At 67.9% G+C, this 13,539-nt stretch carries 15 protein-coding genes; 9 read left to right on the plus strand and 6 right to left on the minus strand.

Annotated features, from left to right (window positions below; genetic code table 11):
• Positions 1 to 10: 10 nt before the first annotated feature.
• On the plus strand, positions 11 to 508 hold the full coding sequence (locus MHN80_RS01730) for a hypothetical protein (protein ID WP_239399062.1): 498 nt from the start codon (positions 11 to 13) through the stop codon (positions 506 to 508).
• A gap of 51 nt (positions 509 to 559) precedes the next feature.
• Here MHN80_RS01730 and MHN80_RS01735 read toward each other — a convergent pair whose 3' ends face one another.
• Both MHN80_RS01735 and MHN80_RS01740 read right to left on the minus strand, forming a co-directional pair.
• Positions 560 to 1,243 (minus strand): DNA alkylation repair protein, encoded by a 684-nt coding sequence (locus MHN80_RS01735; protein ID WP_239399064.1) that lies wholly within the window; start codon positions 1,241 to 1,243, stop codon positions 560 to 562.
• Between the two features lie 61 nt (positions 1,244 to 1,304).
• Positions 1,305 to 1,604 (minus strand): putative quinol monooxygenase, encoded by a 300-nt coding sequence (locus MHN80_RS01740; RefSeq protein ID WP_101822672.1) that lies wholly within the window; start codon positions 1,602 to 1,604, stop codon positions 1,305 to 1,307.
• Positions 1,605 to 1,761: 157 nt separating this feature from the next.
• Here MHN80_RS01740 and MHN80_RS01745 point away from each other — a divergent pair, with 157 nt between their 5' ends.
• A complete protein-coding gene (locus MHN80_RS01745) occupies positions 1,762 to 3,405 on the plus strand; it encodes an alkaline phosphatase D family protein (protein ID WP_239399066.1) in 1,644 nt (547 codons plus the stop codon).
• A gap of 23 nt (positions 3,406 to 3,428) precedes the next feature.
• Here MHN80_RS01745 and MHN80_RS01750 read toward each other — a convergent pair whose 3' ends face one another.
• Entirely contained in the window at positions 3,429 to 3,866 is a 438-nt protein-coding gene (locus MHN80_RS01750; protein WP_033204893.1) for a VOC family protein, read from the minus strand.
• An 80-nt stretch (positions 3,867 to 3,946) separates the two neighbouring features.
• Positions 3,947 to 4,378: a PPOX class F420-dependent oxidoreductase gene (locus tag MHN80_RS01755; RefSeq protein ID WP_064570131.1), complete on the minus strand. Its 432-nt coding sequence runs from the start codon at positions 4,376 to 4,378 to the stop codon at positions 3,947 to 3,949.
• Positions 4,379 to 4,503: 125 nt separating this feature from the next.
• Between MHN80_RS01755 and MHN80_RS01760 the strand changes: the two genes are divergently transcribed.
• Positions 4,504 to 5,064 carry a DUF4334 domain-containing protein gene (locus MHN80_RS01760; protein ID WP_004018690.1) on the plus strand — a complete coding sequence of 187 codons (561 nt, stop codon included), beginning with the start codon at positions 4,504 to 4,506 and terminating at the stop codon, positions 5,062 to 5,064.
• A gap of 72 nt (positions 5,065 to 5,136) precedes the next feature.
• Entirely contained in the window at positions 5,137 to 5,550 is a 414-nt protein-coding gene (locus MHN80_RS01765) for a hypothetical protein (protein ID WP_239399068.1), read from the plus strand.
• 37 nt (positions 5,551 to 5,587) lie between these two features.
• Here MHN80_RS01765 and MHN80_RS01770 read toward each other — a convergent pair whose 3' ends face one another.
• The gene (locus tag MHN80_RS01770) at positions 5,588 to 6,484 is read right to left on the minus strand and encodes a hypothetical protein (RefSeq protein WP_239399070.1); all 897 of its coding nucleotides are present in this window, start codon (positions 6,482 to 6,484) and stop codon (positions 5,588 to 5,590) included.
• 130 nt (positions 6,485 to 6,614) lie between these two features.
• On the opposite strand from MHN80_RS01770, the gene MHN80_RS01775 reads away from it, so the two are divergent.
• The 5 genes from MHN80_RS01775 (at position 6,615) to upp (ending at position 12,742) form a co-directional block, all read left to right on the plus strand.
• Positions 6,615 to 7,046, plus strand: coding sequence for a Fur family transcriptional regulator (locus MHN80_RS01775; RefSeq protein WP_239399282.1), 432 nt, complete (start codon positions 6,615 to 6,617; stop codon positions 7,044 to 7,046).
• Positions 7,047 to 7,126: 80 nt separating this feature from the next.
• Positions 7,127 to 9,388, plus strand: a complete 2,262-nt coding sequence (gene katG, locus MHN80_RS01780; protein ID WP_239399072.1) for a catalase/peroxidase HPI — start codon at positions 7,127 to 7,129, stop codon at positions 9,386 to 9,388.
• A gap of 171 nt (positions 9,389 to 9,559) precedes the next feature.
• Complete coding sequence (locus MHN80_RS01785; protein ID WP_004018696.1) at positions 9,560 to 10,807, plus strand: GTP cyclohydrolase II; 1,248 nt, start codon at positions 9,560 to 9,562, stop codon at positions 10,805 to 10,807.
• Positions 10,807 to 12,051, plus strand: coding sequence for a URC4/urg3 family protein (locus MHN80_RS01790; protein WP_239399074.1), 1,245 nt, complete (start codon positions 10,807 to 10,809; stop codon positions 12,049 to 12,051). Before MHN80_RS01785 ends, MHN80_RS01790 begins: the two co-directional genes overlap by 1 nt.
• Before the next feature lie 61 nt (positions 12,052 to 12,112).
• Complete coding sequence (upp, locus tag MHN80_RS01795) at positions 12,113 to 12,742, plus strand: uracil phosphoribosyltransferase (RefSeq protein WP_004018698.1); 630 nt, start codon at positions 12,113 to 12,115, stop codon at positions 12,740 to 12,742.
• Between the two features lie 81 nt (positions 12,743 to 12,823).
• On the opposite strand, the gene MHN80_RS01800 is transcribed toward upp, so the two are convergent.
• Entirely contained in the window at positions 12,824 to 13,534 is a 711-nt protein-coding gene (locus MHN80_RS01800; RefSeq protein ID WP_239399075.1) for a CPBP family intramembrane glutamic endopeptidase, read from the minus strand.
• Positions 13,535 to 13,539 lie beyond the last annotated feature (5 nt).

The raw sequence follows: 13,539 nt of genomic DNA on the forward strand, positions 1-13,539 counted from the left end.
CGCAGACTCCATGATGCAAGAACTGACCGATGCGGTGGCCCTCGGACGGGAAGGCGAGACGGCAAGGGCTCGAGAGAGACTCCTCGCCCTGTGGGAGACGATCGGTGTCGACGGTGACGCGCTCCATCGGTGCACCCTCGCGCACCATCTGGCTGACCTGTACAAGAACCCGGCGGACTCGCTCGCGTGGGATGTGCGCGCGCTCGACGCGGCGCACGCACTGACCGATGGGCGGGTGCGGTCTCACCACGCCGAACTCTCCGTGGCAGGTTTCCTTCCCTCTCTCCACCTCAACCTCGCCGATGATCATCGGCGGTTGGGGTCCTTCGACTCGGCCCGCCGGCATCTGGCCGCGGCGGCCCGAGCGACGGCTGACTTGCCAGAAGGTCCGTACGGCAGAATGATTCGAGGGCTGATCAAGGACATCGACGCCGCGGTCGAGCGCCGGGACACGACTGCCAGACAATCACATCCGGGGATGTCCGGTTCCGAAGGCAGAGCCGGGTGACAGGTCCGCCATGCTGACGACGCGAACATCTTTCGATGACGAGCGCGCGGGTCACACGGCTCGGCGTCGAACCATCTCGGCGATCCACACCGGCGCGTACGGTGATGTACAACCCGGCGAGGTCGGATAGTCCTCCAGCACCCGCAACCGCTTTCCGATGTCGACCGCGCGGGAGCGAGAGTCAGGACTCTCGATGCCGATGGTCGCCAGGCACGTGTTCATCGCCCACTGCAGACGTGGCGGAGCTTCCGCCATCTGGGACTCGATGGTGTCGAGGAGGGCGGTGAGGTCGAGATCATCCGGACGTTTGGCCACCCGATCGGAGGTCAGGGCCCAACCCGCCGCTGCGACAACGGGATCGGGGTCGTTCATCCACGACGTCCGCAACTCCTCGACGTGCGCGCTCTTCTTGACGACGTAGTTGACGAACCAATCGTGCACCTTCGGCCGATCGGCCTCGCGGACCATCGTGTCGAGCGCCACGGCGTCGAAGGCCTTCGGCCGGCAGATCAGCAGCGCGAGCAGCCGCGCCGCGGTGTCCCCGGTCGCCCAGAGCGCCGCCGCGAGCTCGGGTTGCGTCCGAAGCCGCTTCGCCGTCGCCCTCAGTTTGGTGAGGTTGACGCCGTGATCATCACCGTGCCGCTCGTTGACCGCCCGGATTCTCGGATCGTCGAGTGCTCGCAGCTCGCCGAGAACCTCGGTGAGCGTCGGCTCGATGTCGGTGCTCCTGGTCATGGCCCCTCCCTTGTGTGGCGCGTGCACAGCCTACGACGGCGATCGGCGACTGAGCCGGCCGTCAGTCCGGCGCACCCGCCAGGACCCGCATGTCGGCGACGTCGTACTCGGCCACCGTCGCCGAGAGGATGGCCCGCGCCTGGTCGTCGCCGACCCCGGCACCCCGGAAGGCCTCGACAGCCGACTGCGAGTCCCACCGCTCGAAGATGTTGATCCGGCCCGGGTCCGTCGAGTCCGCGCTGATCGCGAAGTCTCGACATCCCGGTGCCCGGCGGGCCGCTGCGACGACGCCCTCGCATCCTGCGAGGTAGTCCGCGCGCCCGCCCGGGTCGACCCGAAGACAGCCGGCAACGATCACCATTTGTTCCTCCTTCGATTCGCCATACATCTGCCCTGCCAGCGTCGGCTTGCATCCCTGCAGGCAGACGCACCAGGAGTACAGACTCGTCGACCCGGGCGAAGTCATCGCACCGATCGACGTGGCCGCACGAGCCGACGCGACGGCCTACTCTGATCGAATGGCTTTGGTTCTGGGTCCGATCCTCCGGCACGTCGACGAGACCTCCGCGCTGGTCTGGGTGCAGACCGACGAACCGGGCGAGGTGGAGGTCCTCGGGTGCGGCACCCGGACCTTCGAGGTATCCGGTCACCATTACGCGTTGGTCGAGGTCACCGGCCTGGTACCCGACACCACCACCGAGTACCAGGTCCGCGTCAACGGTGCCCTCGAGTGGCCGCTCCCCGACACGGAGTTCCCGCCCAGCGTCATCCGGACCCGTGGCCCCGAGACCGCCGACCGGCACCGCTTCGTGTTCGGATCCTGCCGGTACCCCCGGGCCGAGGATCCGAAGCTCGACGAGAAACTCGGACTCGACGCGCTGGACTGCTATGCCATCCGCATGCGCCATCTCCCCGTCGAAGAATGGCCGGACACGCTCATCCTGCTCGGCGACCAGGTGTACGCCGACGAGCTGACCCCGCAGGTGAAGGAGTCGCTCGAATCGAGTCGGACGTCGACCGCCGGACCGGCGGACGAGGTCGTCGACTTCGAGGAGTACGAAGGCCTGTATCGACACACCTGGGGAGACCCCGAGATCCGGTGGATCCTCTCGACCGTGGCGACGGCCATGATCTTCGACGATCACGACATCCGCGACGATTGGAACACCTCCGACACCTGGCGTCGACAGATGAGTGAGAAGCCCTGGTGGCAGGACCGGATTCGTGCGGGCCTGGCCTCGTACTGGGTGTATCAGCATCTCGGCAACCTCTCCCCGGCCGAACTCCGCGAGTCCGAGGACTACCGCCGCGTCCGCGACATCGACGGCGACTGTTGGCCCCACCTCGTCGACGTTGCGGATCGCGCCGATCGCGAGACCGACGGGACGAAGGGCATCCGGTTCAGTTTCCGCTGGGATCTGGGCAACACCCGGCTGATCATGATCGACTCCCGCAACGGGCGCATCCTCTCCGGCGGAACGCGGAAGATGTTGAGCGACGTCGAATTCGAGTGGGTCGAGAACCAGGTCGAGGATGATCTCGAACGGCTCGACCACCTCGTGCTCGGTTCGTCGCTGCCGTGGTTGCTGCCGCCGGTCATCGGTGATGCGGAGACCCTCAACGAGATCGGCGCCCGGCAGTCGGGGCGTCGAGGACGACTGGCCGAGACGATCCGGCAGGGGGCCGACCTCGAGCACTGGCCGGCCTTCTTCGACTCCTTCGTCCGGCTCAGCGAGATGATCCGCCGGGTCGCGAGCCGCGACCCGGGACCGGCGACGATCAGCGTGCTGTCCGGCGATGTCCACCACAGCTATGCGGCGCGTGCCGCGTTTTCGGATGCGACCAGTGCGGACGTGCACCAGTTGGTGTGTTCGCCGGTGCACAACGCGATCCCGCCCTATATCAAGGTGGTGTTCCGGGTGGGGTGGTCCACTCGGCTCGCCTCCGTTGTGCGTCGGTGGGCCCGTCGCGGCGGATCGCCCGAACTACCGGTCGCCTGGCGCAACACTCTCGGCCCACTGTTCGGCAACACCATTGCCACGCTCTCGGTGGAGGGGCGTTCCGCCGAGGTCACCTTCGAACAACCAGACCTCGACGGGACGCTGGGCAGGGCCGGAAACATCTCCCTGACACCGGATTCCGTGGCGACAGAGCGGACATAGCGCGCTCGGTCGCGTCGAGAACCCTAGTCCAGGCAGAACTCGTTGCCCTCGGGGTCCTGCAGAACGATGTGCCCCTCGCCGAGCGGTGGTGCGGGGTCGTGCCGTTCGACCCTGGTCGCGCCCAACGCGACGAGCCGGTCTGCCTCGGCTTCCAAGGCGGCCATCCGATCATCGCCGCGCAGACCGGGCGCCGCACGAACATCGAGGTGTACCCGGTTTTTCGCCGCCTTCCCCTCGGGGACGCGCTGGAAGAACAACCGGGGCCCGCGTCCGTCGGGATCGATCACGCCCGACGCGTCGTTCCGGCGTTCCGGCGGGACACCGAAGGCCTCGAGCGCGGCATCCCAGCTGTCGAAGCCGGGCGGTGGGTCCTGGAGCCGGTAGCCGAGCACCTCGGCCCAGAACCCCGACAACGAAGCCGGGTCACCACAATCGAACGTCACCTGAAAGTCTGTCGCCATGGGACCCACTCTGCGACATCGCGAGGACAGCCCGTGTCCTAATTCGTCATCGCAATCTCGTCGACTCCGGCGCCGCCACCTCAGCGAAGACGTTCGCCGTACACCCGGTCCACCGACATGACCATGAGAACGCGACGGTCGGCGACCATCACGCTGCGGTATTCGTCCCAGTCCGGGTGTTCGCCTGCGGCCTTGCGGTAATAGTCCACGAGCGCCTCGACCTCGGGTCCGTCCGGTTCGGTGCCCGGGCCGATCAGCGTGACGGTGCCCTCCGCGGTCGCCCAGGTGTAGCGGTCGGGCCCGGTGATCTCCAGGGCCGCGCGCGGATCGCGCCTGAGATTCGCGGTCTTGGCCCGGCCCTCGGTCATCGAGACATAGATGGTCTCGGCGTCGCGGTCGTAGAAAGGGGTCACCGGGGACAGCTGCGGAAGTCCCGATGCCTTGATCGTGGCGAGGACACCGAGACCACCTTCGGCGAGGAGATCACGGGGGTCATACGTGGAGTGGGTCATGCCTGCGGCAACCCGGTGAGCGGAACGGCTATTCCGGGACGTCGGGCGTCATGCCGCGATCGCCCAGCCGGGCCATCGTTGCGACATTCTTCAGATCCTGTGTCTTTGCACGTACGATCGTCGACATGCATGTGCGCGAGATCCTGCCCACCACACCGACCACGACCGCCGAGGCGCTCGACCTGTTCGACTCCTCCCCCGCGGTCGAACCCGACTTCATGATCGGCACCTGGCGCGGTGCCGAGCTCCCGACCGATCACCCGCTGGACGGGTTCCTGGCCGCAAGCGGCTGGTGGGGAAAACAGTTCGTGGATGCCGAGACCGTGCACCCCCTGCTCTTCCCAACCCGCGACGGTTCGGCGCTGTGGGCGATGAACCCCGCGATCGCCTTCGGCGGACTCGGCGTCGCCGAGAAGGCACCGGGGGTCACTTCGATGTCCTTCGCGACTCCGATCGCGGCAACCCGTCTGCTGAGCCAGACCCGGCGGTCACGCGCCCGGTTGCGCACCACCCGGTACCGCGGCACCGACACCGCGACGATGTCGTATGACCAGTTGCCGATCAACGACGTCTTCCACCGGATCTCCGACGACGCCGTCTTGGGCGCCATGGATCTGAAGGGTTCGCCGAAGCCGTACTTCTTCGTGCTCCGACGCGACGACTCGCTCCGCCTCCTCGGCCACTGACCGTCGCTTTCGATTTCGCATCGGCATGGCCGATGCCAGGTCATCGAGATGGCACGGGCGTTCACTGGACAGATGAGCACCACACTCGACTCTCGATACAGGCACTGCGCCGCACCGGCGGCCGCGGTTGCGATCGCCGGAGTACTCACCCTGGTCGCCCCCGGGACAGCACTGGCCGCCCCTCCGATGCCGAGCGGGTACTACCGCGGCAACGTCACCAGCGCACCCATCGCCGACACCGTGTGGTTCGGCAAGAACTTCACCGGCTCGCGTGTCGTCAACAACACCGCGGTCGGCTGGGCCTTCCCCGGTGCGGTCTACCGCGGCCGCTCGGTGCAGGACGGCGCGCCCGTCATCGTCGTGGACTATTCGGGGACCACCGTCGGATTCGTGCGCGACGAACTCCGGGCCGACGGCCGGGGCGGGTACTGGGGTCGCGCGCTCAACGGCAGCACCGAGTTGCTGCGCTTCCATCTGACGCGCTGACCTACGGCGACGGCGACGCGGAGGCACCGCGGCGACCTCAGAGCTCGGCGAGCGCCGCGCGGATCTCGTTGGTGGCCGCGACCGCCTCACGGAGAGCGATCCGCGCCTCGGACCGCCCCTGCTCGGCGGTCGAGAGACGTTGCCGCGCAAAGCGCAACGATTCCTCGCACCGCGCCAGCTCCGCCCGCAGTTCCTGGGCTCGGCCGACGATCTCGTCGACCTCCGACGACACGCCGTCCACCGTGTCCGACGCATCCTCGAGGTGAGATCGCGCTGCCCGCTCGCCCGCCTCCGCGTCGGTCAACCGGGCTTCGAGCTCCCGACGTTCGCGGTCGGATTCGCGGTCGGTGTCATCGGACGACGAGGGTTCCGAATCGTCGGCAGCACTTGACGCGTCGCGCGTCTCGGCCTCGCTCCGATCGGGTTCCGGCGACGGCTCCGGAACCACGAACACCCCGGCGGGTCCGAAGCCGCTGTACTCGGCGGATGCGGTGAGGTTGCCCCGCAACACCTGCTCGAGCACGTCGCGGTCGGCCACTGCGGCGCGCAATGTCTGCGTGACCTCGCGAATGGCGCTGTCTGCCAGCCGCACCCGACGGTCGGCCGCGGCCCTCGCAACCGCGGTCACCGACGAGTTGATCAGTTCCTGGCGGCGTCGGGACAACGCGCGCATCTTGTCGACCGCCGAGCGACGCTGTGCCACGGTCAGTTCTGACGCCAACTCGGCGATGAGCGCACTGTCGTCGGGATGCGCGCGCACCCATTGATTGATGGCCCAAGCCGCTTGCGTCGGTCGACGGAGCTTGTCGATCCGCCCGGCTAGTTCACGATCACCGTCCGCCTTGGCCTCGCGAGCGAGTTCGTTCCGGCGCTTCACGAACGCGTCGGGCGCGAGACCGTAGAGCTCGTCGACGACCTCGTCGAATCGGCTCACCGGGTCACCCGCGCACGAGTCGGCGTCGCAGTCGGCATGGCCCGATCTTACGACGCCGAGCGTCAGTGATCGGCACCTCACTTTCGCCATAAACTTGAATGATTCCAGAAAAATGGGCACGATGAACGACATGCTCACCGACGACGACTGCACCCGGCATCTCCGGGCGGCGGGTTTGCGGGTGACCCGTCCACGCATCGTGGTGATGCAGTCCGTACGTGCCCACCCCCATGCCGACACCGACGAGGTACTCCGTGCCGCTCGCGAACGGCTGCCCGCGGTCTCGCAACAGACGGTGTACGACGTTCTGGGCGTGCTGACCTCAGCCGGGCTGATCCGGCGTATCCAACCATCGGGCCACGCGTCTCGATATGAGTCACGCGTCGGGGACAACCATCACCACGTGATATGCCGTACATGCGGATTCATCGGCGACGTCGACTGCGCAACCGGCGAAGCCCCGTGCCTGACCCCGTCCGACGACCGGGGTTTCGTCATCGACGAAGCCGAGGTCATCTACTGGGGCTACTGCCCCGACTGCACCCCCGGCTCCGGCCGATAGCCCGACAACACACTCCGCTCCCGGTCTGTGATCACCGCCCCGGCGATCGCAGTTCTCATCGTGCCCGAAAGGAAACCCAGATGGCACCGCACGACCCCTCGTCCGTCTCTGCTCCGCCTTCCCCGGAAGCCCGGGAGCATCCACCGATCGCCGAGGCGAACACCGAGCCCGCCGGCGGGGGCACATGCCCGGTCGCGCACGGTCGGCTCAAGCCCCCCACCCAGGGCGGTGGCAACCGGGACTGGTGGCCGAACCAGTTGAATCTCAAGGTGTTGCAGCACAATCCCGACGTCGCGAATCCGATGGACGCCGAGTTCGACTACGACACAGCGCTGGAGAACCTCGACGTCGAGGCCCTGCGTGCCGATCTGACCGCGCTCATGACCGATTCCCAGGACTGGTGGCCCGCCGACTTCGGCCACTACGGCGGCCTGTTCGTCCGCATGTCCTGGCACGCCGCGGGCACCTACCGGGTGGAGGACGGCCGCGGCGGCGCCGGTGCCGGCATGCAGCGATTCGCCCCGCTCAACAGCTGGCCGGACAACGCCAACCTGGACAAGGCGCGCCGCCTGCTGTGGCCGATCAAGAAGAAGTACGGCACGGCGTTGTCCTGGGCCGACCTGCTGGTCTTCGCCGGGAACGTCGCTCTGGAGTCGATGGGATTCACCACCGCCGGCTTTGCCTTCGGGCGCGTGGACGAGTGGGAGCCCGACGAGGTCTACTGGGGACCCGAACTCGAGTGGCTCGCCGACCAGCGGTACTCGGGCAACCGTGACCTCGAGAATCCGCTTGCCGCGGTGCAGATGGGTCTCATCTATGTCAATCCGGAAGGGCCGAACGGCAATCCGGACATTCTCGCGTCTGCGGTGGACATCCGGGAGACGTTCGCGCGCATGGCGATGAACGATGTCGAGACCGCCGCCCTGATCGTCGGCGGCCACACCTTCGGCAAGACCCACGGCGCAGGTGACGCCGGACTGGTGGGTCCCGAGCCCGAGGCAGCAGACGTCGCGGACGCCGGCCTCGGGTGGACCAGCTCACACGGGACGGGCAAGGGCGCCGACGCGATCACCAGTGGCCTCGAGGTGATCTGGAATCCCACCCCCACCACCTGGGACAACGCCTTTCTCGAGACCCTCTACGGTTACGAGTGGGAGCTCTACAAGAGCCCGGCCGGTGCCAACCAGTGGCGTCCGAAGGACGGGGCCGGGGCGGGCACCGTCCCGAAGGCGTTCGGCGAGGACACCACCCACCCGTCGATGCTGACCACCGACCTGGCGATGCGGTACGACCCGGGTTTCGAGCGGATCACCCGCCGCTGGTTGGACCGTCCCGAGGAACTGGCCGACGAATTCGCCAAGGCCTGGTTCAAACTGCTGCACCGCGACATGGGGCCCGCCGTCCGCTATCGCGGTCCGCTGGTCCCGACCGAGACCTACCTCTGGCAGGACAATGTCCCGGCGCATGAGGGACCGGTCGTGTCCGCGACCGACGTCGCGAACCTGAAGGCGACGCTGCTGGAGTCGGGATTGACTGTCGCGCAACTCGTCAAGACCGCCTGGGCGGCGGCGTCGAGTTTTCGCGGTAGCGACAAGCGCGGTGGTGCCAACGGCGGCCGCATCCGCTTGCAGCCGCAGTCCTCGTGGGAGGTCAACGAACCCGACGAGCTGGCACCCGTGGTCCGCACGCTCGAGGGCATCCGGGACTCGTTCACCGGGGAGTCCGGAGCGACGATCTCCTTCGCCGACCTGGTGGTCCTCGGCGGCGCGGCGGCCGTGGAGAAGGCCGCGCGAGACGCCGGCATCGACATCACCGTGCCGTTCACACCGGGGCGTACCGACGCCTCGCAGGAGGAAACAGACGTCGATTCCCTGGCGCACCTCGAACCGAAGGCAGATGGGTTCCGCAACTACGTCGGCAAGGCCGGCGTCCTCCCGGCCGAGTTCGCCCTCGTCGACAAGGCGGCGCTGCTGACCCTCAGCGCTCCCGAGATGACCGTGCTGGTGGGTGGACTCCGCGTGCTGGGCAACAACTTCGGCGGGTCGACCGCCGGTGTCCTGACCGATCGCCCCGGCGTCCTGACGAACGACTTCTTCGTCAACCTGCTGGACATGTCGACGGCCTGGTCGGCGTCGGATCAAGAGAACGTGTACATCGGTCGCGATCGCGCCACCGGTCAGCAGATCTGGACCGGCACCCGCGCCGATCTGGCGTTCTCGTCGAACTCCCAGTTGCGTGCCCTCGCCGAGGTGTACGCAACCGACGATGCTGCCGAGAAGTTCGTGAACGACTTCGTCGCGGCCTGGGACAAGGTGATGAACCTCGACCGGTTCGACGTCTGACGGGAGCCGACTCATCTGGTCGAGACGTCCGGGACGCGGCGGCGGCACCCTCGGTGGGTGCCGCCGCCGCGGCGTTCGGCATCACCCGGCGGACACGGGCATCCGGAACTATGCTGGCGCTTTCCCTGAAGTGGCGGGTGACCGTCTCGACAGAAGGTGAGGACGACGACGATGTCCGGCGAGCACAGGTCCCTGGGCCACATCCGACTGACCTCGCACAGCGGCGGGATCGACGCGCCGCCCATCCGCTGGGGGGCCGGCACCGCGGCCGAACGCGGTCCCGTCATCGGGACGACGGGCACGCGAGCGCATCGCAACGTCATCGGCACCCACAGCGGCTCCTACAGCGTCTATCGCGCACTGGCCGTCGCCGCCGGGGCCCTCGCACGAGAACACCGGGCCGATCTCACCAACACCTCACCCACCGACCACATCGGGCCGTATCCGCAATGGGGTGACCCGCGCGCCATCGTCTCGCTGGATCCCTGGGGAGCAACGGTCGCAGAGAGTTTCCCCGACGAGATCCGCCGTGGGTACGACATCCGGCCGACCATCGCGGTGACCAAGGCCCACGTCATCCTCCCCGAGATCGCCGAGGCCATCGAGAAGGGCCGTCTCGTCCCCGACGGCGAGGTCCTGCTGCCCAACGGCGCCGCCCTGGTCACCAAGGCGGCGGTGGAACCGGTGTGGCACCTCCCCGGGGTGGCCGATCGTTTCGGTTGCTCCGAAGCCGAGCTGCGTCGGGTGTTGTTCGAGGAGACCGGGGGCATGTACCCCGAACTCGTCACGCGCTCGGACCTGGAGGTTTTCCTGCCACCGATCGGCGGACAGACGGTCTACATCTTCGGCGACGCCCGCGACCTCGCCGATCCCTCGGTGGAACTGACCGCACGGGTGCACGACGAATGCAACGGCTCCGACGTCTTCGGCTCGGACATCTGTACGTGCCGTCCCTATCTGACACACGCGATCGAGGAGTGCATCCGCGGCACCCAGCGCGGTGGCGTCGGCCTGGTCGCCTACTCCCGCAAGGAGGGGCGTGCCCTCGGCGAGGTCACCAAGTTCCTCGTCTACAACGCACGTAAACGGCAGCTCGGTGGTGACACCGCAGACCAGTACTTCGCACGCACCGAATGCGTTGCGGGCGTACAGGACATGCGGTTCCAGGAGCTCATGCCCGACGTCCTGCACTGGTTCGGCATCACCAGAATCCATCACCTGGTGTCGATGTCGAACATGAAGTACGACGCCATCACCGGCTCGGGTATCGAGGTCGGCGAGCGCGTCAACATCCCCGACGAACTGGTCCCCGCCGATGCCCGGGTCGAGATCGACGCGAAGATGGCCGCCGGCTACTTCACCCCCGGACCGGTCCCCGACGCCGAGCAGTTGCGGCAGGTCAAGGGCCGGGGGTTGTGATGACCGGCGCGCCACAGGTGGAGTTGTCGGCGTCGCAGGCGGCCCGGTTGCTGCGGTCGACCGCCACCGTCCGGAGCCGGTCGCGACAACTTCTCGAACGGGCGCGGGCCGGTGACTCCCCGTGGTTCGTGGTCCACGACAAGGGACTGGACGCGGCGGCCGACCTCGTCGCGGAGACGACCAGGTCACGGTATCCGGATGGGGACATACCTTTTCACAGTCGATGGCGACACTTCGAGGCCGGTGGTGTCGACCGTCTCGGCGCGCTCGACGCCGCGTTGCCGACGGCCGGTTCGGCCGAGCGGACCCGGGCCCTCATCGACGTCGTGCTCGTCAGCGTTCTGCTGGATGCCGGAGCCGGACCCGAGTGGTCGTTTCGCGAACAGTCGACCGGGCTCGTCCTGACGCGTTCGGAAGGACTCGGGGTCGCGAGCTGGGCGGCGTTCTGTGACGGACTGTTCTCGAGCGACCCGGCGGATCCGCTCCGGGTCGATGCCGCGGGCCTGAACCGGATCAGCGCCGATGCTCTCGGCGCCGCCTTCCAGGTGGGTCCCGACAACTCCCTCACCGGACTGTCCGGACGGGCCGACCTCCTGCGTCGCCTGGGCGAGGTCCTGGCCGGCCGGCCCGAGATATTCGGTCCGGACGCACGACCCGGCGGCCTGTTCGATCACCTCACCCGCGGTGGGCGCGCAGAGGTGTCCGCGGTGGACATCCTGAACGCGGTCCTCGACCACCTCGGCGCGATCTGGCCGTCGGACAACGCGATCGACGCCCATCCACTGGGCGACTGCTGGCACCACGACGCGGTCGTCGGTCCGGGCCTCACCGCCGGCTGGGTGCCGTTCCACAAACTGTCGCAGTGGCTGACGTATTCGCTGCTCGAGCCGTTTCGGTGGTCCGGTGTCCAGGTGACCGGACTCGACGAGCTGACCGGTCTCCCCGAGTACCGCAACGGTGGCCTGCTGCTCGACTCCGGTGTGCTCGAGCTCCGCGACGCGAGCTGGGCGGACCATGAGTGGGAGGTCGGCGACGAACTCGTCGTCGAATGGCGCGCGCTCACCGTCGCGCTCATCGACGAGGTCGCCGACCGCGTGCGCGCGCGTTTCGGCGCGGATACGACCACCATGCCCCTTGCCTGCGTGCTCGAGGGCGGAACCTGGTCGGCCGGCCGGATCCTGGCGGGCCGGCTTCGACACGGACTGCCGCCGTTGTCGATTCGAAGTACCGGCACCGTGTTCTGAGCGCAGCATCGGCACACGGCCGGATCCGCACACCTCATCTACCGACGACCGAGAGGTTTCCATGAGCAGCGTCGCCGTCATCGACCATCCGCTCGTGCAACACAAGCTGACGCTGATGCGTCGTAAGGAGACGTCGACCAACGACTTCCGTCGCCTCCTCGACGAGATCTCCATCCTCATGGCCTACGACGTCCTGCGCGACATCCCGATGCACGAGATCACCATCGACACACCGCTCGAGACCACCACCGCGCGGGTCATCGACGGCAAGAAGCTGGTGTTCGCCGCGGTGCTTCGTGCCGGTGCGGGCATCGCCGACGGCATGCTGACCGTGGTTCCCGGCGCGCGAGTCGGACACATCGGCCTCTACCGGGATCCCAAGACCATGGTGGTCGTCGAGTACTACTTCAAGATGCCGTCGGAGCTGTCCGAACGTGACGTCGTGATCGTCGATCCGCTTCTGGCGACCGGACATTCAGCGGTCGCCGCGATCGACCGCATCAAGGAGTACGGTCCGAAGTCCATCAAGTTCGTCTGTCTGCTCGCCTGCCCGGAGGGCATCGGGGTGCTCCACCGCGCGCACCCCGACGTGCCCATCTACACGGCCGCGGTCGATCGGGAACTCGACGACAACGGCTTCATCCGTCCAGGACTCGGTGATGCGGGAGACCGCATCTTCGGAACCGCTTGATCGTGCCGAACGCGAGTGAGGCGGTCGCCGGTCCCTGAGGTTTTGCGGTTCTGCCGGAAGACGGAGCGGAGGCTTGCCGGTCTAGGACGCCTGCCACGCCACCGCGGCGCCGATGGCCCCGGTCGCGTTCAAGGCCCAGTGCAGCGCGATCGGCGCGAGGAGACTCGTGGTGCGCCGGCGCAGCCAGCCGAGTACGAAACCCGCGGCCCCCGTCGCCACGACGGCACCCGCGATCCCGGCGATCTGCGCAGGCATCCCGGAGCCGAGGATGCCGCTCAGGCCCTCGTTGCCCGCGGTGAGGCCCGTCGAGGAGAGGATGTGCCACAGGCCGAACGCGACCGCGCCGACGACCAGCGTCGTCAACGGGGCGAACAACCGGCCCAGAACACCCTGCAGCACACCGCGGAACAGGACTTCTTCGGGCAGAACGGTCTGCAGCGGAATGATGACGAACGCCGCGAGGAGTGCCTCGGAGGTGTCGTCGTATCGGTCGGACAGGAAGAACTCGCGCGTCGCCGGGATGGCCACCGCCGTCGAGACCACGGCGGCGACCACCAGGACCGCAGCAACCGCGACCGGGATGCCGGCGCGTAGTTCGGCGCGGCTCAGGCCGAGGTCGCGCCAGCCGAGGCCGGCCAGGCGGGCGATGACCACGGCCACGACGGCTGCAGCCGGGATGATCGCCACCGACAACACGCCGTCGGCGACATGCGCGCCGATGTTCACCGCGACGAGGAGCGCGACCACGACGACCAGGAGCGCGGCGTCGGTACGCCGGGACGGGGTGGTCACCCGTC

This window comes from Gordonia sp. McavH-238-E (assembly GCF_022348225.1).
In the GTDB taxonomy this organism is placed as follows: domain Bacteria; phylum Actinomycetota; class Actinomycetes; order Mycobacteriales; family Mycobacteriaceae; genus Gordonia; species Gordonia terrae.

Coding starts and splice junctions, on each gene's coding strand:
- MHN80_RS01730 (WP_239399062.1), top strand. CDS start 11: ATGATGCAAGAACTGACCGATGCGGTGGCCCTCGGACGGGAAGGCGAG.
- MHN80_RS01735 (WP_239399064.1), bottom strand. CDS start 1,243: ATGACCAGGAGCACCGACATCGAGCCGACGCTCACCGAGGTTCTCGGC.
- MHN80_RS01740 (WP_101822672.1), bottom strand. CDS start 1,604: ATGGTGATCGTTGCCGGCTGTCTTCGGGTCGACCCGGGCGGGCGCGCG.
- MHN80_RS01745 (WP_239399066.1), top strand. CDS start 1,762: ATGGCTTTGGTTCTGGGTCCGATCCTCCGGCACGTCGACGAGACCTCC.
- MHN80_RS01750 (WP_033204893.1), bottom strand. CDS start 3,866: ATGGCGACAGACTTTCAGGTGACGTTCGATTGTGGTGACCCGGCTTCG.
- MHN80_RS01755 (WP_064570131.1), bottom strand. CDS start 4,378: ATGACCCACTCCACGTATGACCCCCGTGATCTCCTCGCCGAAGGTGGT.
- MHN80_RS01760 (WP_004018690.1), top strand. CDS start 4,504: ATGCATGTGCGCGAGATCCTGCCCACCACACCGACCACGACCGCCGAG.
- MHN80_RS01765 (WP_239399068.1), top strand. CDS start 5,137: ATGAGCACCACACTCGACTCTCGATACAGGCACTGCGCCGCACCGGCG.
- MHN80_RS01775 (WP_239399282.1), top strand. CDS start 6,615: ATGCTCACCGACGACGACTGCACCCGGCATCTCCGGGCGGCGGGTTTG.
- katG (WP_239399072.1), top strand. CDS start 7,127: ATGGCACCGCACGACCCCTCGTCCGTCTCTGCTCCGCCTTCCCCGGAA.
- MHN80_RS01785 (WP_004018696.1), top strand. CDS start 9,560: ATGTCCGGCGAGCACAGGTCCCTGGGCCACATCCGACTGACCTCGCAC.
- MHN80_RS01790 (WP_239399074.1), top strand. CDS start 10,807: ATGACCGGCGCGCCACAGGTGGAGTTGTCGGCGTCGCAGGCGGCCCGG.
- upp (WP_004018698.1), top strand. CDS start 12,113: ATGAGCAGCGTCGCCGTCATCGACCATCCGCTCGTGCAACACAAGCTG.